The organism is Enterobacter cloacae complex sp. IR5402, assembly GCF_049238125.1.
GTDB lineage: Bacteria > Pseudomonadota > Gammaproteobacteria > Enterobacterales > Enterobacteriaceae > Enterobacter > Enterobacter hormaechei_C.
The window spans coordinates 565587-585874 of the sequence record NZ_JBMKHO010000002.1 but is presented as its reverse complement, the minus strand read 5'-3'; the positions used below and the strand labels follow the sequence as shown (position 1 = coordinate 585874).

Here is a 20288-nt window from a genome sequence, read left to right as displayed (position 1 = left end):
CTATGTCAAACAAACCCTTTATCTACCAGAACCCCTTCCCTCTCGCGCATGACGACACCGAATACTATCTGCTGACCAAAGAGCATGTCTCCGTTGCCGAGTTCGACGGTCGGGAAGTGCTGAAAGTGGAGCCGGAAGCCCTGACCCTGCTGGCGCAGCAGGCTTTCCACGACGCCGCGTTTATGCTGCGTCCGTCTCATCAGAAGCAGGTTGCCGCCATTCTTAACGATCCGGAAGCCAGCCAGAACGATAAGTACGTTGCCCTGCAATTCCTGCGCAACTCCGAAATTGCGGCGAAAGGCGTGCTGCCCACCTGTCAGGATACCGGTACGGCAATCATTATGGGTAAGAAAGGCCAGCGCGTCTGGACCGGCGGCGGCGACGAAGCGGCGCTGAGTCAGGGCGTGTATAACACCTATATTGAAGACAACCTGCGCTACTCGCAGAACGCGGCGCTGGATATGTATAAAGAGGTGAATACCGGCACCAACCTGCCCGCGCAGATCGACCTCTACAGCGTTGATGGTGACGAGTATAAATTCCTGTGCATGGCGAAAGGCGGCGGTTCCGCCAACAAAACTTATCTGTATCAGGAAACCAAAGCGCTGATCACCCCGGCGAAGCTGAAAAATTATCTGGTTGAGAAGATGCGGACCCTGGGCACCGCGGCCTGCCCGCCTTACCATATCGCCTTCGTTATCGGCGGCACCTCTGCGGAAGCCACGCTGAAAACCGTCAAGCTCGCCTCTGCGCGCTACTACGATGGCCTGCCAACCGAAGGCAACGCGCACGGCCAGGCGTTCCGCGACGTCCAGCTCGAGCAGGAACTGCTTCAGGAAGCGCAAAACCTCGGCCTGGGCGCGCAGTTTGGCGGGAAATACTTCGCGCACGATATTCGCGTGATCCGTCTGCCGCGCCACGGCGCCTCCTGCCCGATCGGCATGGGCGTCTCCTGCTCCGCTGACCGCAACATCAAGGCGAAGATTAACCGCGAGGGGATCTGGATTGAGAAGCTGGAGCACAATCCGGGCCAGTATATTCCTGAATCCCTGCGCCAGCAGGGAGAAGGCGACGTGGTAAGCATTGATCTGAACAAGCCGATGCCCGACATTCTGGCGCAGCTTTCCGCGCACCCGGTATCCACCCGCCTGTCGCTGAGCGGCACCATCATCGTGGCGCGTGACATCGCCCATGCGAAGCTGAAAGAGCTGCTCGACAACGGGGAAGAACTGCCGCAGTACGTTAAAGATCACCCGATTTACTATGCAGGCCCGGCGAAAACGCCAGAAGGTTACGCGTCTGGCTCCTTAGGCCCAACCACCGCCGGGCGTATGGACTCCTACGTAGACTTACTGCAATCCAACGGTGCGAGCATGATCATGCTGGCCAAAGGTAACCGCAGCCAGCAGGTCACCGACGCCTGTCATAAGCACGGCGGCTTCTACCTCGGCAGCATCGGCGGCCCTGCGGCGGTACTGGCGCAAAACAGCATCAAGAGTCTGGAGTGCGTGGCCTATCCGGAATTGGGTATGGAAGCGATCTGGAAAATTGAAGTGGAGAACTTCCCGGCGTTTATCCTAGTGGATGACAAAGGCAACGACTTCTTCCATCAGATCCAGAATAAACAGTGCAAAGGGTGCTCACAGCTCTGAGCGTTTCCATAACGCCGGAAGCTGCGAGAGCGTATCGTTGATCAACCCGCGCTTGTCGCTGCCCGGCTTCCAGATGGTGACCATCGTCTGGCTTATCCCCTGGCTGCCCACTTCGGTGGGCAGCCTTTTTACGTTTTTCCACTGCGTTGCGTGAAGATGGGTCGGCAAAAATCCCCAGCCGCAGCCCTGCTCCAGCAGGCCGCGCAGCATCTCCAGTTCGTTAGTGAAAAGCGTGTGCCCTGAAATTTGCAGGCGACGGGCAACCGGCTCGTCTGACGCGGCATGCATAATCACCTGTGGAACCAGAGAGAGATCGAGCAGCGACACCGGCGACGCAACCTCCGCAAAAAGCGCCGTTGCGGCGTAAAAATCCATTTCGATCGCCCCCAGCGCCCGCCACTCCATCTCATTGCCCACGCTGCGGTTGCGCGCCTGGCAGATCCCCAGATCGGCCTGACCGTTCGCCAGCATGGCTTCCGCCTCATCGCGCGATGCGCTGGTCAGGCTCAGGCGGATCTTTTTCGTCGCCAGCGTAGCGATCAGCGCCTGCAAAAAGGCTCTGGGGGTGAACGGATCGTAAACGAGGGCAATGTCCTGCGTCGCGCTGTCCGGCACCGTACGGGCAAACGCCTCAAACGCTTTGACCTGCCGCATCAGCAGGTGCGCCTGCCGCTGAAGCTGCTCCCCCTCCGGCGTCAGGCGCAGGCTACGCCCCTCCCGCAGGAACAGCGCGTAGCCCAGCCCATCCTCAAGGAAATCGATCAGATCCCGCAGGGTTGTACGATCTTTGCCGAGTTTACTGGCCGCCTTCATCAGGCTGCCGTGCTCAGCGACGGCGGTGAACGCCTCAAGCTGGGCAAAGGAATAGATCAGTGATGCCACGTCATTCTCCACGCGATTTTTCCGGGGGATTTTCCCCCATAACGCGTTTTTTATTATAGGCCTCAGGTTCTTAAACTGAAGTCCTTCCTGAGCCAAACGAGATAAATATGAAAATCAAAACAAACCGCACACTGCTCGCGGCGCTGGTTATCAGCAGCCTGCTCTCGCCCGCCGTCATGGCTGCCTGCAACGGTACCGAACTCACGACCTGTCCGGCGCCTTTCGATGCCAGACTCCCGGACGCACATACCATGCTCACCTGGAGCCAGGCCGATCGCGTGGTGGGCTTTCGCAATGACTACCGCAACTACGCGGGCGATGTGTTCCGCCACGGCAACGCTACGCCACTGCTGCCCGCAGAAAAACCGCTCACCGATGCCCGCTATCAGGTGAAGGGTAAGATTTACAATCTTCAGGATTACCTGAAACGCCAGAACGTCAGCGGCATGCTGGTGCTGAAAAATGGCAAAGTGGCCTATAAATATCTGGGAGAAGGCAATACCGACTCTACGCTCTGGACGTCGCGTTCCGTGGGCAAATCCGTGGTCTCCGCGCTGGTGGGTGTTGCGATTAAAGAAGGGAAAATCCACTCCCTGGACGACCTTGTCACCCAATACGAACCGGATTTAAAAGGCACCGCCTGGGAGGGCGTAACGCTGAAACAGCTCATCACCCACACCTCGGGCGTGGCGTGGACTGAAGATTACACCAACGCGCAATCTGACTTCGCCCGGCTTACCGAATGCGAAGCGAAACCGGGCACCTACGACTGTGTGCGCACCCTGGTGAAGGGGTTACACCGTGAACACCCGGCGGGCGAAAACTGGTCCTATTCCTCGGGTGGCGCCTGGCTGTTAGGCGATGTGCTTGAGCGCGCCACCGGCATGACGCTCGCGGCGTATCTGGAGAAAAGCATCTGGCAGCCGTACGGTATGGCGAGCGACGGCGTGTGGCATGCCTACAGCAAAGGCCAGCACGACGTGGGTGCGCATGGGTTCAACGCCACGCTGGAAGACTGGGGGCGTTTCGGGGAGTTTATCCTGCATAACGGTACCCTGCCGGACGGAAAGCAGATCCTCCCCGAGGGCTGGGTGAAACAGTCCTCAGCCTGGACACAGGCCAAAGGATCGGTGTCCGAGGCGCATCCGAAGGGGTTGTACGGCTACCAGTGGTGGAACAATGAAGTGCCAGCCACCGCCACAAATGTGGAGCCGAAAGTCGAAAATTCGCTGAAGGATTCCCTGTGGGCGCTGGGTATTTTTGGGCAGATGATCATGGTTAATCATAAAGAAAATCTGGTTATCGTCCAGTGGTCCACCTGGCCGCAGGCAGAGCCGTCATTCAGCGCCCAGCCGCTGGAAGCGTCGCTGATGTTTAGCGCGATTGCGAACGCGCTGCGCTGATAATCCCAAGCCAGGCCCCGCCTGGCTTCTCATCTGCGCGGTGTCACAAAACTGATATATCAGCGACTTAGCGAAACGTGGTAAATAAAAGATCATCGAAATGTTAAGTTATTGTTGAATATGTAAATACTGGTCAACGCATTGTCATTAATGCACCACACGCATCGGTTTATGCGCTATTTGCGCTTATTAATTTCCACTTCCTGATCCAGTTTTCAGAAACAGACGAGCATAACGTCGCTATAAAACTGGAGATAATCATGGTTTCCTCAACCTCACCTGCAACGGTTCGTGCGAAAGCGGGCGCGATTTTCCGCGTCACGTCGGGCAACTTTCTTGAGCAATTCGACTTCTTTCTGTTCGGCTTTTATGCCACCTACATCGCCCATACTTTTTTCCCGGCAAGCAGTGAATTTGCGTCACTGATGATGACCTTCGCCGTCTTTGGCGCGGGCTTCCTGATGCGTCCGATCGGGGCCATTGTGCTGGGGGCTTACATTGATAAAGTGGGCCGCCGTAAAGGGCTGATCGTCACCCTGTCGATTATGGCCGCCGGAACCTTTCTGATTGTGCTGATCCCTTCTTATCAGAGCATTGGCCTGTGGGCACCGCTGCTGGTGCTGACCGGCCGCCTGTTGCAGGGTTTTTCGGCAGGTGCCGAGCTGGGCGGGGTTTCGGTTTATCTGGCGGAGATCGCCACGCCGGGCCGCAAGGGTTTCTATACCAGCTGGCAGTCAGGTAGCCAGCAGGTCGCCATTATGATCGCGGCGGCGATGGGCTTCGCGCTGAATGTGGTGCTGGAAGAGAGTGCTATTCGCGAATGGGGGTGGCGTATTCCGTTCCTGTTTGGCTGTCTGATTGTGCCGTTCATCTTTTTCCTGCGCCGCAAGCTCGAAGAGACCGAGGAATTCAGCGCCCGTCGCCACCATCTGGCGATGCGTCAGGTCTTCACAACGCTGCTCGCCAACTGGCCGGTCGTCGTCGCGGGCATGCTGATGGTGGCGATGACCACCACCGCGTTTTACCTGATCACCGTTTACGCGCCGACCTTCGGTAAAAAAGTCCTGATGCTCAGCGCGTCGGACAGTCTTCTGGTCACGCTGCTGGTGGCGGTGTCCAACTTCATCTGGCTGCCGGTGGGCGGCGCGCTGTCGGATCGCTTCGGGCGTAAACCGGTGCTGATCGCCATGACGCTGCTGGCGCTGGCAACCAGCTATCCGGCGCTGACGATGCTGGCGGCAGCTCCGAGCTTCTCAATGATGCTGACCGTGCTGCTGTGGCTCTCTTTCCTCTACGGTCTGTATAACGGCGCGATGATCCCGGCCCTGACTGAGATCATGCCAGCAGAGGTGCGCGTGGCGGGCTTCTCGCTGGCTTACAGCCTGGCAACGGCGGTCTTTGGCGGTTTCACGCCGGTGATTTCGACCGCCTTAATTGAGTACACCGGCGACAAAGCCTCCCCGGACTACTGGATGAGCTTTGCCGCCGTTTGCGCCCTGCTGGCAACGCTCTATCTCTATCGTCGTCGCACGTTAATCCTGCAAACTGCCGTTAAGGAGTGATCCCTCATGCTTACATTCAGAACGGTGATTGCCGCCCTGACCTTCGCCACCCTCAGCGCGGGCGCGCTTGCGCAGGATGTGACGGTGATGATTTCTGGCGGCTTCAAAGCGGCGCTGGAGAAGCTGACGCCGCAGTACGAAGCGCAAAGCGGCGACAGGCTCATTGTGATCTCCGGCCCGTCGATGGGCAAAACGCCGCAGGCCATTCCGGCCCGGCTCGCCCGGGGCGAAAAAGCGGACGTGGTGATTATGGTGGGCGATGCGCTAGCGAAACTGGAACAGGATCGCAGAACGGCGGCGGGCTCCCGCGTGGAGCTGGCGGATTCGCCCGTCGGGATGGTCGTCAAAGCGGGCGCGCCGGTGCCGGATATCAGTACGGTGCCTGCCCTGCGGCAAACGCTGCTGAAGGCGCATTCCATGGCTTATTCCGACAGCGCCAGCGGCCGGTATGTTGAGAGCCAGCTGTTCCGTAAGCTGGGCATAGACGGCCAGGTCCACGATAAAGCGCACCGGGTTGAGCGTATCCCGGTGGCGTCTGAAGTGGCAAAAGGGAAATACGACCTCGGCTTTCAGCAGGTGAGCGAGCTTCTGCCGGTCCCGGGGGTGACGTTTGTCGGTAAGTTGCCTGACGACATTCAGTACATTACCCGTTTCGCCGGAGCCGTAACGCAGAAGGCTGACCATCCCGAACAGGGAAAAGCGCTGCTGGCCTTTCTCTCTTCGCCACAGGCCGCCAGCGTCATTACGGCAACGGGCTTAACGCCCGTCAATGCACCTCGCGATACTGCTCGGTAATCAGCGTTTCGAGTTCGGCAGCAATATAGGACTGGATCCGACCGCGGCGGCGGATCAGCCCCACGGTTCGCCTGACTTCAGGCTCGGTTAAAGGTACCGACGTCAGCAGCGAATGCTCTGCGCGGGGCATTGACATGGCGGGAACGGCCGCAATGCCGATCCCGGCTTCAACCATCCCCAGCATGGTCGTCACGTGCCGCGTTTCGCAGATGCTGGGGCGCTCAGGCCGAATATGCCCGACCCGCTGGTCGAGAAGATTGCGGTTGCCGGAGGTCTTATCCAGACCGATATAATCCTGCTGATAAAAAGCCTGCCACGTCAGGCTTTTTCTTTTTGCAAGCGGGCTGTCGCGTCGGCAGGCGGCCACGTAGACATCCTCCACCAGCGGGACAAACTCGATGTCGGGCTGCAAACTCCGGGCAAAGCAGATACCAAAATCCGCCTGTCCGCGGGTGACGGCCTCGATAACATTTCCGGCGCTGCTGTCGATCAGTTTTATGCGCACGCGGGGGTAACGGGACTGAAAGCGGCGGATCACATCCGGCATAAAGTAACAGGCGGCTGACGGCACCGTCGCCACGGTGATCAGCCCCGTGCGCTCTTCGCTGGCCTTATCGATATCCGAAAGCATGGACTCCACGTCAGCAAGCAGTTGCCCGCACCGGTCGGCAAAGGTCTGTCCATACAGGGTCAGCGTGACGCGCCGGGTGGTTCTGTCGAACAGTTTTGTCCCCAGTGCCGCCTCCAGCTTTTCAATTCTGCGACTCAACGCCGACTGGGAAAGGCAGATAGATTCTGCCGCAAGACGGAAATTGCCGTATTCCAGTAAAGCGCGGAAGGCATAGAGATCGTTGAGGTCAAAATTGACGGGCATACTGACGGGATCCTTAAGCACGGTAGGGTAAGAAGAGATTTATCATAGCCGCGCACGACATACTTCACAAAATGAAGGGGATACCCCTAAAGCGCTATCAACATGACGGCACATAGTGATAGTTTATGCGGGCTGGATTCCTCTTAAACAGGCCGCCACTCTGCATGCAGCCGATGAGGAGTGTCATACTGCTTAACAGAGTATGTTGGCATGCTAACAGCCCCTGACCTTTCCATTTTGTTCACGTGCGAGTAACGAGCAAAGCGATGATTAAGTGGCCCTGGAAAACGAACGACGCTGGTCGAAATATGGCGCTCCCCTGGGATGAGGCTCTGGCGATCCCCGTGCTGGCGAATCTCTTGCCTGAAGAGCAATCAAAGCTGATTCAGCTGGCCGAGCGTTTTTTACAGCAAAAACGGCTGGTACCGCTACAGGGCTTCGAACTGGATCCGCTTAAAAATTCGCGCATCGCCCTGCTCTTCTGCTTGCCGGTGCTGGAGCTGGGTATCGAATGGCTGGATGGCTTCCACGAAGTGCTGATCTACCCGGCGCCGTTCATCGTCGATGATGAGTGGGAGGATGACATCGGGCTGGTGCACAACCAGCGTATGGTGCAGTCCGGGCAGAGCTGGCAGCAAGGGCCAATCATCCTCAACTGGCTGGATATTCAAGACTCGTTCGATGCCTCGGGCTTCAACCTGATCATTCACGAAGTGGCGCATAAGCTGGATACCCGTAACGGCGATCGCGCCAGCGGCGTGCCGCTGATCCCGCTGCGTGAAGTCGCGGGATGGGAGCACGACCTGCACGCGGCGATGGAAAACATTCAGGATGAGATCGACCTGGTGGGTGAAAGCGCGGCCAGCATTGATGCCTACGCCGCGACCGATCCCGCCGAGTGCTTTGCGGTGCTGTCCGAGTATTTCTTTAGCGCACCTGAGCTTTTTGCCCCGCGCTTCCCGGCGCTATGGCAGCGTTTTTGCCAGTTTTATCAGCAGGATCCACTCCAGCGTCTGCGGCAAAGTGAGGACGCAGCCAGCACATCCTCTCATCCGTTCCACTAATGTTTAAGGGGTACGATCGGTCGATCGTACCCACACGCTCACCGCGAGAAACAGCAGCGCCATTCCCCATGCGGCAGTAATCAAAAACTGCTCACCGTAAAAGCGCGTCACCACGGGTACCAGCAGCGCGCTGGCCCCGTAGCCCAGCGTATGGCTGGTGGCGATCACCCCTGCGCCTTTGCCCGTCGTCAGCCGATCGTTGAGCAAAAGCTGGTATCCCGGCGTTGCCATGGCGGCCCCCAGCGAAGTGATGACAATGCCCACGTAGAACAGGGCTAAACTGGCGAGAGACATCAGCCCAAGACCCGCCACCATCAGCACTGCGGCAATTAAGAGTAAAACTCTCGGGGTAAAATGCTGCGGGCGTACCACCAGAAACTGCGCCGCCAGGGTCGCCAGGGCGGCCAGACTCAGCAATAGCGCGACATGATGGCTGATTTGCACGACATCGCCATTGAATAACGGATGAAGATGCGGCGATAAGCCAAGCTGCATCAGGCTGACCAGCGCTGCCAGCAGCAGCGCCAGCACCAGGAAAGGCAGCATGGAGGCCTGTAACCGCGTCGACTGGTGCGCCACCGGCGGCAGCGGGGGATCGGCGGCTTCGCGCAGCACCAGCAGCAGCGCGATCAACGGCGCCAGCGCCATCAGCCAGAGCGGTGCGACCGGGCTGACGCCGAGCATCAGCGCGGCAAGAGGCGGTCCCAGCAGACGCCCGCAGCTCAGGCCAGAGCTTATCGTCGCCAGCGCCGCCATCCTTTTATCCAACCCCGCGCGTTGAATGGCCCACGTCTGGGCCGCAGGCACCAGCCCTGATACCGTCAGGCCGTACAGCATGCGCGACAGAACCAGGCCCGCCATTCCCCAGAGGGCATTCAGCGCGCCGTTCGCCATCGCCCAGACTACCAGCGCCATCACGACGAAGCTCGCCAGGTAGCCGCCCAGCGAGGCCAGCATAACGATCTTACAGCCGTGCCGCTCGCTCTGGCGTCCCCACCAGGGCGATGCGGGTAAAAAGAGCATCGAGCCGAACATCAACAGCCCGGCCCAGACGGAGAGCGACAATCCGGTCAGGGAGACCAGCTGCGGCAGCATGACCAGCAAACCGTTTTGTCCAATACCTAATAAACCGGCGCCCAGTGCCAGGGACCAGTTAGCTTTGGGGGCCACAACGTCAGTGAGATTCTCGGTACGGGTGCGCATAAAATTGTGAAGATAATGTCAATAAATGTGTGGAAATTATGAAGTTTATGAAAACAAATATTGCAAAAATAGTTGCCACTGTAAACAGAATGAATATCATAACGAGAATTATTATCAGTCATGGAATGAGGTACAACTATGCGTACTCTGCTCCGCTCCGCCGGTACAGATGTTGCGGCCCAGTGTTTTTTGAACGCGCTGCTGCGCGAAACGAAGGACTGGCACTATCTTCCCGCAACCCGTGCGGATGAGTTATCACTGATTCATATCCCGCTCTCCCCAACCCAGGCCATTCGGGTTCCGGTACGCTATTTCTCCCCCACACAGCATCACCAGTATCTTTTCCCGGCAACGCTGATTCAGGCCGACAGCGACGGCGGTGACACGGTCACATTCCATCAACTGATTGATTTAATTATTGAAAAAGAGACGGTTAAAGGCGCTCTGGATGCCGATACGCTGGCTCGCTTTAAGCAGCGCGTCCTGGAAAGCCATACACACACCTGGCAGGCCATTGATTTACGCCACAACTGGGCAAACCTGCGCGATAAGCCGCTGACCTTTGCCGAAGCGGAACAGGCGCTGCTGGTCGGCCATGCTTTTCATCCTGCCCCAAAGTCGCACGAGCCGTTTAACGAGGCCGAGGCGCGTCGCTATCTGCCGGATTTCGCCTCCCGCTTCCCGCTGCGCTGGTTTGCGGTTGAGCATGAGCTGATTACCGGCGACAGCCTGAATGTCTCCCTGCGGGAACGTCTGCTGCGCTTTGCAGCGCAGAGCGCGCCGGCTCTTCTCGGTCACTTCACCGACACCTGCTGGCTACTGCCGATGCACCCGTGGCAGGCCGACTATCTGCTGGAGCAGGACTGGTGCCAGCGTCTGGTAGAAAAAGGCGCCCTGCGCGATCTGGGCGAAGCCGGTGCGCCATGGCTACCCACCAGCTCTTCCCGCTCGCTGTACAGTGAAACCAACAGCGACATGATTAAGTTTTCCCTGAGCGTGCGCCTAACCAACTCCGTGCGCACGCTGTCGGTGAAAGAGGTTAAGCGCGGCATGCGCCTGGCGCGGCTGGCGAAAACGGCACGCTGGCAAGGGCTCCAGGCGCGCTACCCGACCATGCGCGTGATGCAGGAGGACGGCTGGGCGGGGCTGCGCGATGAGCACGGCGTCATTCAGGAAGAGAGCCTGATGGCCCTGCGCGTCAATCTGCTGTTCGATACCCCTGAAACGCAAACCAACGTGCTGGTGAGCCTGACCCAGGCCGCGCCGGACGGCGGCGACAGTCTGCTCGCCGCGGCGGTGCGTCGTCTGAGCCAGCGTCTGGACTTACCCCTCGCCCAGGCCGCGCGCTGCTGGCTGGATGCCTACTGCGACCGCGTATTGCTTCCGCTGTTCAGCGCCGAGGCGGACTACGGTCTGGTCCTGCTGGCGCACCAGCAAAATATCCTCGTTGAGATGCAGCAGGATTTCCCCGTTGGACTGATCTACCGTGACTGCCAGGGCAGCGCCTGGACCGAAGGGGCCGACGCGTGGCTGAATGAGGCAGGTGAAACCGAAGTTGAAAACCGCTTCGGTGAGAGCCAGCTGCTGCGCTACTTCCCTTATTACCTGCTGCTGAACTCTACCCTTGCCGTCACCGCCGCGCTCGCCGCTGCCGGTTTCGACAGCGAAGAGAACCTGATGTCCCGCGTGCGTGACGCGCTGGCCGAACTGCGCACGACGGCGAAGCAGACCCGCTGCCTTGATTATGTGCTCGACAGCCCGACCTGGAACTGCAAAGGCAACTTCTTCTGCTACCTGCACGATCGCAACGAAAACACCATCGTCGATCCGGCGGTGATCTATTTCGACTTTAGCAACCCGTTTTATAAGGAGAAGGCGTGATGGCAAACGCGAATATCGTCCATTCCGGCTACGGCTTTCGCTGCACGGTCACGGAACAAAACCTGCCGCTGACGCTGGGTCTCGACGGCTGCGCGGTGCTGGAGCGGCTGACCGGGCTCCCGGACGGCTGGCTGGTGGACGCCCTCGACCAGCTGTTTGTTGCCGCGCCCGCCCTGACCGGCATTACCCTGCCGTGGGCAGCCTGGCAGGATGAACCTCAGGCGCAGGCGCTGTTTAGCCTCGTTCACGGAGATTATCTGGCGCGTGAAATTTTCTGGCAGCTGCCGCTGTGGCTGAAAGGCGAGCGTCCGCAGGCGAGCGGCGGAATGCAGTTTGATGAAAGCCGTCAGCTGTACTTCCCGCTGCGCCCTCACCGCCCGCAGGGCGAAGTGTATCGCCGTTACGATCCACAGATTAAGCGCACCCTGAGCTTCCGCGTGGCGGACGTGGCGCTGGACGGCGAGCGTTTTACCCGCTGGATGAACACCCCACGCGTGAACGCTTTCTGGGAGATGGCCGGCCCGCAGGCCGAGCAGGAGAACTACCTGCGTCGCCAGCTCGACTCGACCTATTGCTATCCGGTGATCGGCTGCTTTGACGATCAGCCATTCGGCTATTTTGAACTCTACTGGGCGGCGGAAGACCGCATTGGCCGCCACTATCGCTGGCAGCCCTTTGACCGCGGGCTGCATATGCTGGTGGGCGAAGAGAACTGGCGCGGAGCGCAGTATATCCGCAGCTGGCTGCGCGGCCTGAGCCACTATCTGTATCTCGATGAACCGCGCACGGCGCGCATTGTGGCGGAACCGCGCTTCGACAACCAGCGTCTGTTCCGCCATCTGGCGTCCGCCGGTTTCGACACAGTGAAAGAGTTCGACTTCCCGCACAAACGCTCCCGTCTCATCATGAGCGAGCGTCATCGCTTCTTCCACGAGGTGGAACTGTGAACGCGCTCTGGCAGAAAGTGAACCGCGAGATGGTGGCGAAGATCCTCGCCGAACTGGAATATGAACGCACCCTGCGCGCCGAGCCGGATTCGGCGGACTACTGGCGCATCAGTATGGGCAACGCGTGCTGGCAGTTTCGCGCCACGCGTGGGATCTGGGGCTGGCTGCATATTGACCCTGATACCCTGACCACCACCAGCGGCGCGGCGGTCGAAGCGGAAAACGCGCTGCTGCAACTGGCCACCGTACTGGAGATGAGCGACGCGCAAACGGCGGAGCACATGGAAGATCTCTACGCCACGCTGCGGGGCGACATGCAGCTGTTGCAGGCGCGTGAAACGCTGGATGCCGATGCGCTGATCCACCTTGACCCGGACGAGCTACAGTGCCTGATGCGCGGTCACCCGAAGTTTATTTTCAACAAGGGACGCCGCGGCTGGGGGCTGGATGCCCTGCGCCTGTACGCACCGGAATATCGCGGGCGTTTTCGTCTGCACTGGGTCGCCGTGCAGCGCGATCGTCTGGTCTGGAGCAGCGACGCCGATTGCGATATTAACGCCCTGCTCTCCAGCGCCATGGACGATGCCGAGCGCGAGCGGTTCGACGCCCGCTGGCAGGAGCTGGATCTGGATGATAGCTGGCTGCCGGTGCCGCTGCACCCGTGGCAGTGGCAACAAAAAATTGCCATTCATTTCCTGGCGCAGCTCGCACGCGGTGAAATGGTGGAGCTGGGTGAGTTCGGCGATGAGTATCTGGCGCAGCAGTCCCTGCGCACGCTGACCAACGCCAGCCGTCGCGCGCCGTATGACATCAAGCTGCCGCTGACCATCTACAACACCTCCTGCTATCGCGGTATTCCGGGCAAGTATATTGCCGCCGGTCCGCTGGCCTCGCGCTGGCTACAGCAGCAGTTTGCCAGCGATGCCACGCTGATTCGCTCCGGGGCGCAGGTGCTTGGCGAACCCGCTGCCGGATATCTGTCGCATCCGGGTTATGCCGCATTGCCTGAGGCGCCGTACCGCTATCAGGAGATGCTGGGGGTGATCTGGCGCGAGAACCCATCCTGCTATTTACAGGATGGTGAACAGGCGGTGCTGATGGCGGCGCTGATGGAAACCGATAATCAGGGGCGCCCGCTGATTGACGCATGGATCAAACGCTCGGGGTTAACCGCTGACGCATGGCTGGAAAAGCTGTTTGAGGCGACGGTGATCCCCTTCTATCACCTGCTCTGTCGCTACGGGGTGGCGCTCATCGCCCACGGCCAGAACGTCACGCTGGTGATGAAAGATTACGTTCCGCAGCGCATTTTGCTGAAGGATTTCCAGGGCGATATGCGCCTGGTGGATGAAGATTTCCCGCAGGCGCAGAGCCTGCCGGAGCAGGTAAAAGCGGTGACGGCGCGCCTCAGCGCGGATTACATCATCCACGACCTGCAAACCGGCAACTTTGTCACGGTGCTGCGCTTTATATCCCGCCTCACCCTGCAATGCGGCGTGAATGAAACCCGCTTCTATCAGATCCTGGCGCTGGTGTTACATCGTTATATGGCCGCCCATCCGGATCTTGCGGCGCGCTTCGCGAAGTTCGACCTGTTTAAGCCGCAGATTATTCGCGTGATCCTCAACCCGGTCAAACTGACCTTCTCTGAACACGACGGCGGCAGCCGCATGCTGCCGAACTACGTCTGCGATCTTGATAACCCTCTTTTTCTGGCCTCCCGGGAGTCAGCGCAATGAAAACCTATGATTTCATCGGCATTGGTATCGGTCCGTTCAACCTCAGTATTGCCGCGCTGGCGGAGGGGCTGGACGGTTTTAGCTCGCTGTTTCTTGAACGCAAGCCGCACTTCTCCTGGCACCCGGGGATGATGGTGCCGGACTGCCATATGCAGACCAGCTTCCTGAAGGATCTGGTCAGCGCCGTAGAGCCAACCAACCGCCACAGCTTCCTGAACTACCTGGTACAGCGCAAAAAGTTCTACCGTTTCCTCACCACCGAGCAGCGCACCGTGTCGCGCGAGGAGTTTGCCGACTACCTGTGCTGGGCGGCGGATAACCTCACCAACCTGGCCTTCAGCCAGCAGGTACAGCAGGTCAGCTTTGATGAGCAAAACGGCCTGTTTGAGATCGTGACCCAGCGGGATCGCTTCCTGGCGCGGCACGTCTGCGTGGGGATTGGGAAGCAGATCAATCTGCCAGACTGCGTCACCGCGCAGGACGATACCTGCTTCCACGCCAGCGAAATGATGCTGCGCACGCCGGATTTAGCGGGCAAGCGCGTCACCGTCGTCGGCGGCGGCCAGAGCGGTGCGGATCTGTTCCTGAATATCTTCCGTGGGGAATGGGGCCAGCCGCTGAGCCTCAACTGGGTGTCGCGCCGCAACAACTACAACGCGCTGGATGAAGCCGCGTTTGCTAACGAGTATTTCACGCCAGAGTATGTGGACAGCTTCTCGACCCTCGGTGACGACGCCCGACGTCAGATGTTGCAGGAGCAGAAAATGACCTCCGACGGGATCACCACCGAGTCCCTGCTGGCGATTTACCGCGCCATGTACCACCGTTTCGAAGTGCTGCGTGAAAAACCCTGGGCGCACCTGATGCCGTCCCGCTCGGTGACGGCGCTGACGCGCCAGGAAACCGGACCTCGCCTCAGCATCCAGCATCACCTGGACGGCGGGCGCGAACAGCTTGAAAGCGACGTGGTGATTTTCGCCACCGGCTACCGCGCCGTGCAGCCTGCTTTTCTCGCCCCGCTCTCTTCCCGACTGCGTCTGGATGAGGATGAAGCCTTCTGCATCAACAACGATTTTACCCTTGAATGGGACGGCCCGCAGAGCAACCGCCTGTTTGCCGTGAATGCCGGGATGCACCGTCTCGGTATTGCCGAACCCCAGCTCAGCCTGATGGCCTGGCGCGCGGCGCGAATTTTGAATCGCGCTCACGATGACGAGCCGTTTGAGCTGGCAACCACCCCCGGCGTGATCCACTGGCGGAGCACCACCAGCCCGGAGAGCAGCCAGGTTATTAAATCATTAATAAAGACCACCGAGTACTGACACACACATTCAGGATCAACATAACAATGAAACGTTCTCATCTTTGGGTTTTAAATCCGTGCTTGCTTGCCATGCTTTCTACCTCTGCGTGGGCGGAAGAACAAAAGGAAGAAGATATTGTGGTCTCCGCCAGCCGGGCACATCGCAGCGTGGCAGAGATGGCGCAAACCACCTGGGTTATTGAGCGGGCGGAAATTGAGCAGCAGGTTCAGGGCGGGAAAGAGATTAAAGACGTTCTGGCCCAGCTGATCCCCGGCATGGACGTCAGCAGCCAGGGACGTACCAACTACGGCATGAACCTGCGCGGTCGCTCCATGATGGTGATGGTGGACGGCGTACGTCTGAACTCGTCCCGCAGCGACAGCCGCCAGCTCGACTCTATCGATCCGTTCAACATTGACCGCATCGAAGTGATCTCCGGCGCCACCTCGCTGTACGGCGGCGGCAGTACCGGCGGGCTGGTGAACATCGTCACCAAAAAAGGCCAGCCGGAGACCGAAGTGGAGTTCCAGACCGGGGCAAAAAGCGGGTTTAACAGCCATAACGACCATGATGAGAACGTCTCCGCAGCCGTGAGCGGCGGCAATGACAACGCCTCTGGTCGTCTGTCGGTCTCCTATCAGCGCTACGGCGGCTGGTATGACGGCAACGGCGACGAGGTGATTATCGATAACACCCAGACCGGCTTGCAGTATTCCGACCGTATCGACGTGATGGGGACAGGCACCATCAACATCGACGATCATCAGCAGCTCCAGTTAACCACGCAGTACTACAAGAGCGAATCTGACGGCAAGCACGGCCTGTTCCTTGGGGAGAATTTCGCTGCGGTCACGGGCGATGCCAAAGCCTATAACAAAGACAACCTGAACTCTGACCGTATCCCGGGCACAGAGCGTCACCTGATCAACCTGCAATACTCGAACACCGATTTCTGGGGTCAGGATCTGGTTGCGCAGATTTACTACCGTGATGAGAGTCTGACCTACTACCCGTTCCCGACGCTGAGCAAAGGCGCGGTGACCAGCATTGGCGCGTCCCAGCAGAAAACCGATTTTTACGGCGGCAAGCTGACGCTGAACAGCAAGCCGATGGACGACCTGACCCTCACCTGGGGCGTGGATGCCGACCATGAAACGTTCGATGCCAACCAGCAGTTCTTCGACTTAAGCAAAGCGGCGGCGAGCGGCGGCATGGAGCTGGACAATGCCTACAATGTGGGCCGTTATCCGGGTTACAGCATTACCAACCTCGCGCCGTTCCTGCAAGCCAGCTATGACATTGACGCCATCACCCTGAGCGGCGGCGTGCGTTATCAGTACACCGAAAACAAGGTGGACGATTTTGTCGGTTACGCCCAGCAGCAGGCAATCGCCACGGGCAAAGCCACCTCCGCTGACGCGGTGCCGGGCGGGAAAACCGACTACAACAACTTCCTGTTTAACGCCGGGATCCTTGGACGTCTGACCGAACAGCAACAGCTGTGGTTTAACTTCTCCCAGGGCTTCGAGATCCCGGACCTGGCGAAGTACTACGGCTCCGGCACCTATCAGCTGGTCGATGGTCACTATCGTCTGCAAAACAGCGTCAATGTGAACGACTCAACGCTGGACGGGATTAAGGTCAATGCTTACGAGCTCGGCTGGCGCTTCACCGGCGATAACCTGCGTACCCAGGTGGCGGCATACTACTCGCTCTCGGATAAAACCATCACCATCAACAAGAGCGACATGACCATCAACCTGGAGGACGACAAACGTCGTATCTATGGGGTTGAAGGCCAGGTGGATTATTTCTTCACCGACAGCGACTGGAGCACCGGGGCGAACTTTAACGCCATCAAGTCCGAAACGCGTGAAAACGGTAAATGGGAGAAGCTGACGGTCGACAGCGCCAGCCCGTCTAAAGCCAGCGCATGGGTCAACTGGGCGCCGGGCGACTGGACGCTACGCGTGCAGAGCACACAAACCTTTGACGTGTCTGACGCCGACGGTAAGAAGATTGATGGCTATAACACCGTTGATTTCCTGGGTAGCTACGCCCTGCCGGTGGGCAAAGTCAGCTTCAGCGTGGAGAACCTGCTGGACAAAGACTACACCACCGCCTGGGGCCAGCGCGCACCGGGGCTGTATAGCCCAACCTACGGCGCACCGGGTCTTTATACTTATAAAGGCCGTGGACGTACGTTTGGTCTGAACTACTCCGTTCTGTTCTGATCCTGCGCGCCGCCTGTCTGCGGGCGGCGCGATTTGCTGTGCAATTTGAAAGCAAATTTGCTATTAAATCATCGATTTGCTGAAATTGTCGACAAACGAACAAAAACGGTGTTTTCCCCTTTGACAAGGCGCACGCAGGTCGATAATATGCGCCTCGTTCACACGATTCCTCTGTAGTTCAGTCGGTAGAACGGCGGACTGTTAATCCGTATGTCACTGGTTCGAGTCCAGTCAGAGGAGCCAAATTTGAAAAGCCTGCTTTTAAAGCAGGCTTTTTGCTTTTGTGGGTTCGGTAAATTTGCCGGGTGGCGGCTGCGCCTTACCCGGCCTACTGATTAGCGACTAAATCTGATAATCAATCGCCACCTCTTCCGGCTCCATCACCTGGCGTTTGATCTCATCCACCGACAGGCCCGCGTTGCATAGCTCAATAAAACGCCACACGTAGTTACGCTGAAGCTGCCCGCGCTTTAGCCCCAGCCAGACGGTATTCGCATCGAACAGGTGACGCGTATCCAGACGCACCAGATTTCCGGCCTCATATTCTCCGCCAGACTGCTCGGCCACCAGGCCAATCCCCAGCCCTAACTCGACGTAGGTTTTGATCACGTCGGAATCCTGCGCGCTCAGCACCACGTCCGGCGTGAGCCCTTTACGCTTGAACGCTTCATCAATGCGCGAGCGCCCGGTAATGCCCTGCCGGTAGGTGATAAGCGGCCATTTGACGATCTCTTCCAGCGTCAACGGCGAAACCTGATTCAGCGGGTGATCGGCGGGTAACAGCAGGCTGTGGTGCCAGCGGAACCACGGGAACGCCACCAGCAGCGGGTCGTTGCTCAGCCGTTCACTGGCGATACCGATATCGGCCCCGCCGTTATGCAGCAGCACTTCGATTTCCTGCGGCGTGCCCTGGATCAGTTCGAGACGTACGTCCGGGAAGATCTCACGAAATGCTTTGATAACCGTCGGAAGACTGTAGCGCGCCTGTGTATGGGTGGTGGCGATAGTCAGCACACCGGAAGCGTCGTTGGTAAAGAGATCCGCCAGCCGGCGAACGTTGCTGGCCTCGTTGAGAATGCGCTCAGCGATGGTCAGCAATGCCTTGCCTGGCTCGGTCATACCCAGCAGGCGCTTGCCGCGACGGATAAAAATCTCAATGCCTAACTCCTCCTCCAGCTCGCGGATATGCCGGCTGACGCCCGACTGAGAGGTGTAAAGCATATTGGCGACTTCGGTCAGGTTGTAATCCTGCCTGGCCGCCTCACGAATAATTTTAAGTTGCTGGAAATTCACAATTCACTCCGGCGCATCTGACATAAGGCTATTGTTAGAGTCAGCCGGGCTGGAGAACAAATAATAAAAACCAGCATCTTATGCGTATTTGGAATATCAGCTGACCAGTTGCAGCTCGCGATTTTCCAGCGACGGCTTACTGACCAGAGACATCAGGATCTCTTTCACCGCCTGCGCCTGCGGTGACAGGGAGCCGCGCGCGGACATATTTAACGACAGCGGTAAGCTCATGGATGGCGTGGTGATACGGGCCATCCAGCCGTTTGCCGCGCTGCACAGTGAACGTGCGGCAGACTCGGGCAGAACCGTTACACCCATGCCGCTGGCAATGGCGGCAGTCAGCGTGGAGATGGAGTCAATCTCGCCGATGATCTTCGCCGTCAGACGGCGCAGCGAGAACGCTTCGTCAACGCGCACGCGCACGGCACTGTAGTCGCGCGGCAGAAACAGGTTCATCTCTGCCACAGCGGTTAAATCAATGCTCTGGCCAGGGCAATCACGGGTACCGACCAGATAAAGATCTTCCTTCAGCAGCGGCTGGCTGGTGATCCCGGCAACCGGGGAGCGATCGTACAGCACCGCCATATCCAGCTGACCGTTGAGCAGTTTGTCATTGAGCACGGAACCACTGTTCTCATGCAGATAAACCAGCACTTCCGGTAGCTCTGCGCGCACCGCCTGAAGCAGCGGCATGGTTACCGACGATGCGGCCGTTCCCGGCGCCAGCCCGATGGAGACATGGCCACTCAGGGTCTGACCCACATTGTGCACGGCCAGCTGCGCCTGTTCACACTGACGCAGGATCGTGCGGGCATGGGTATATAAAATTTTTCCCGCTTCGGTAGGCGTTACGCCGCGCTTGGTGCGGATCAACAGTTGCTGGTCCATTTCGCCTTCCAGAGTCGCGACCTGCTGGCTCAGCGCAGGCTGCGCGATATGCAGCACTTCAGCCGCCTGGGTCAGGCTGCCGATATCGACGATTTTTACGAAGTATTTCAGTCGTCTTAAGTTCATGTTGCCCCCTGTTCGAAAATAGCGTGCCGGTAACGGCTGTGTTGTTAAACAGGTTTTGCAATATGGATGCCAGTTTTTTGCAGCGGGTGTATGTCTCTGCTAAGCGGCTGAAAATAAGGAAAGCCAATCACTGATGCCTGTTTTGAGATGGGGACAACGGTTTCCGATCTGCCCCATTCGGGGTATATCTGCACAATGATGGTGCATTCCGTTGGCAAAAACGTCACTTTGCTGGTTTTGTCAGCAAACAGTCTGAAGTGGGCGATCCATCCTTTGACAAGGCGTATGGAGGTCGATAATATGCGCCCCGTTCACACGATTCCTCTGTAGTTCAGTCGGTAGAACGGCGGACTGTTAATCCGTATGTCACTGGTTCGAGTCCAGTCAGAGGAGCCAAATTTGAAAAGCCTGCTTTTAAAGCAGGCTTTTTGCTTTTCTGCG

At 58.5% G+C, this 20288-nt stretch carries 15 protein-coding genes and 2 tRNA genes; 12 read left to right on the top strand and 5 right to left on the bottom strand.

Features of this window, described 5'->3' with window-relative positions; all coding sequences use genetic code 11:
- Positions 1-2 precede the first annotated feature (2 nt).
- A complete protein-coding gene (gene fumA / locus ACOTXL_RS05865; protein WP_045350303.1) occupies positions 3-1652 on the top strand; it encodes a class I fumarate hydratase FumA in 1650 nt (549 codons plus the stop codon).
- On the opposite strand, the gene ACOTXL_RS05860 is transcribed toward fumA, so the two are convergent.
- Positions 1641-2546 carry a LysR family transcriptional regulator gene (locus ACOTXL_RS05860; protein ID WP_045350302.1) on the bottom strand — a complete coding sequence of 302 codons (906 nt, stop codon included), beginning with the start codon at positions 2544-2546 and terminating at the stop codon, positions 1641-1643. The two genes, fumA and ACOTXL_RS05860, sit on opposite strands and share 12 nt — an antisense overlap.
- Before the next feature lie 95 nt (positions 2547-2641).
- Here ACOTXL_RS05860 and ACOTXL_RS05855 point away from each other — a divergent pair, with 95 nt between their 5' ends.
- From ACOTXL_RS05855 to ACOTXL_RS05845, 3 genes are all read left to right on the top strand, one after another.
- The gene (locus tag ACOTXL_RS05855) at positions 2642-3937 is read left to right on the top strand and encodes a serine hydrolase domain-containing protein (protein WP_045330359.1); all 1296 of its coding nucleotides are present in this window, start codon (positions 2642-2644) and stop codon (positions 3935-3937) included.
- Positions 3938-4197: 260 nt separating this feature from the next.
- Positions 4198-5499: an MFS transporter gene (locus ACOTXL_RS05850; protein WP_045350301.1), complete on the top strand. Its 1302-nt coding sequence runs from the start codon at positions 4198-4200 to the stop codon at positions 5497-5499.
- Between the two features lie 6 nt (positions 5500-5505).
- Positions 5506-6294 carry a substrate-binding domain-containing protein gene (locus ACOTXL_RS05845; RefSeq protein ID WP_045350300.1) on the top strand — a complete coding sequence of 263 codons (789 nt, stop codon included), beginning with the start codon at positions 5506-5508 and terminating at the stop codon, positions 6292-6294.
- On the opposite strand, the gene ACOTXL_RS05840 is transcribed toward ACOTXL_RS05845, so the two are convergent.
- The gene (locus ACOTXL_RS05840; RefSeq protein WP_003859540.1) at positions 6266-7168 is read right to left on the bottom strand and encodes a LysR family transcriptional regulator; all 903 of its coding nucleotides are present in this window, start codon (positions 7166-7168) and stop codon (positions 6266-6268) included. The genes ACOTXL_RS05845 and ACOTXL_RS05840 overlap by 29 nt on opposite strands.
- 266 nt (positions 7169-7434) lie before the next feature.
- Between ACOTXL_RS05840 and mtfA the strand changes: the two genes are divergently transcribed.
- Positions 7435-8232, top strand: a complete 798-nt coding sequence (mtfA, locus tag ACOTXL_RS05835; RefSeq protein WP_003859539.1) for a DgsA anti-repressor MtfA — start codon at positions 7435-7437, stop codon at positions 8230-8232.
- 3 nt (positions 8233-8235) lie between these two features.
- Here mtfA and ACOTXL_RS05830 read toward each other — a convergent pair whose 3' ends face one another.
- Positions 8236-9435 carry an MFS transporter gene (locus ACOTXL_RS05830; protein ID WP_045350299.1) on the bottom strand — a complete coding sequence of 400 codons (1200 nt, stop codon included), beginning with the start codon at positions 9433-9435 and terminating at the stop codon, positions 8236-8238.
- A 138-nt stretch (positions 9436-9573) separates the two neighbouring features.
- Between ACOTXL_RS05830 and ACOTXL_RS05825 the strand changes: the two genes are divergently transcribed.
- The 6 genes from ACOTXL_RS05825 (at position 9574) to ACOTXL_RS05800 (ending at position 17783) form a co-directional block, all read left to right on the top strand.
- Positions 9574-11316 carry an IucA/IucC family protein gene (locus ACOTXL_RS05825; RefSeq protein WP_045350298.1) on the top strand — a complete coding sequence of 581 codons (1743 nt, stop codon included), beginning with the start codon at positions 9574-9576 and terminating at the stop codon, positions 11314-11316.
- The gene (locus tag ACOTXL_RS05820) at positions 11316-12263 is read left to right on the top strand and encodes a GNAT family N-acetyltransferase (RefSeq protein ID WP_003859536.1); all 948 of its coding nucleotides are present in this window, start codon (positions 11316-11318) and stop codon (positions 12261-12263) included. The genes ACOTXL_RS05825 and ACOTXL_RS05820 overlap by 1 nt, the downstream gene beginning before the upstream one ends.
- The gene (gene iucC, locus ACOTXL_RS05815; RefSeq protein WP_045350297.1) at positions 12260-14002 is read left to right on the top strand and encodes an IucA/IucC family protein; all 1743 of its coding nucleotides are present in this window, start codon (positions 12260-12262) and stop codon (positions 14000-14002) included. Before ACOTXL_RS05820 ends, iucC begins: the two co-directional genes overlap by 4 nt.
- Complete coding sequence (locus ACOTXL_RS05810) at positions 13999-15324, top strand: lysine N(6)-hydroxylase/L-ornithine N(5)-oxygenase family protein (RefSeq protein ID WP_023314433.1); 1326 nt, start codon at positions 13999-14001, stop codon at positions 15322-15324. Before iucC ends, ACOTXL_RS05810 begins: the two co-directional genes overlap by 4 nt.
- Positions 15325-15350: 26 nt before the next feature.
- Positions 15351-17540 carry a TonB-dependent siderophore receptor gene (locus ACOTXL_RS05805; RefSeq protein WP_023324924.1) on the top strand — a complete coding sequence of 730 codons (2190 nt, stop codon included), beginning with the start codon at positions 15351-15353 and terminating at the stop codon, positions 17538-17540.
- Between the two features lie 167 nt (positions 17541-17707).
- Positions 17708-17783 (top strand) — tRNA-Asn (locus ACOTXL_RS05800).
- Between the two features lie 99 nt (positions 17784-17882).
- Here ACOTXL_RS05800 and cbl read toward each other — a convergent pair.
- Together cbl and nac are read right to left on the bottom strand one after the other, a co-directional pair.
- Positions 17883-18833: an HTH-type transcriptional regulator Cbl gene (gene cbl, locus ACOTXL_RS05795; protein ID WP_045350296.1), complete on the bottom strand. Its 951-nt coding sequence runs from the start codon at positions 18831-18833 to the stop codon at positions 17883-17885.
- A 96-nt stretch (positions 18834-18929) separates the two neighbouring features.
- On the bottom strand, positions 18930-19847 hold the full coding sequence (nac, locus tag ACOTXL_RS05790) for a nitrogen assimilation transcriptional regulator NAC (protein WP_003859531.1): 918 nt from the start codon (positions 19845-19847) through the stop codon (positions 18930-18932).
- A 320-nt stretch (positions 19848-20167) separates the two neighbouring features.
- On the opposite strand from nac, the gene ACOTXL_RS05785 reads away from it, so the two are divergent.
- Positions 20168-20243 (top strand) — tRNA-Asn (locus tag ACOTXL_RS05785).
- Positions 20244-20288 lie beyond the last annotated feature (45 nt).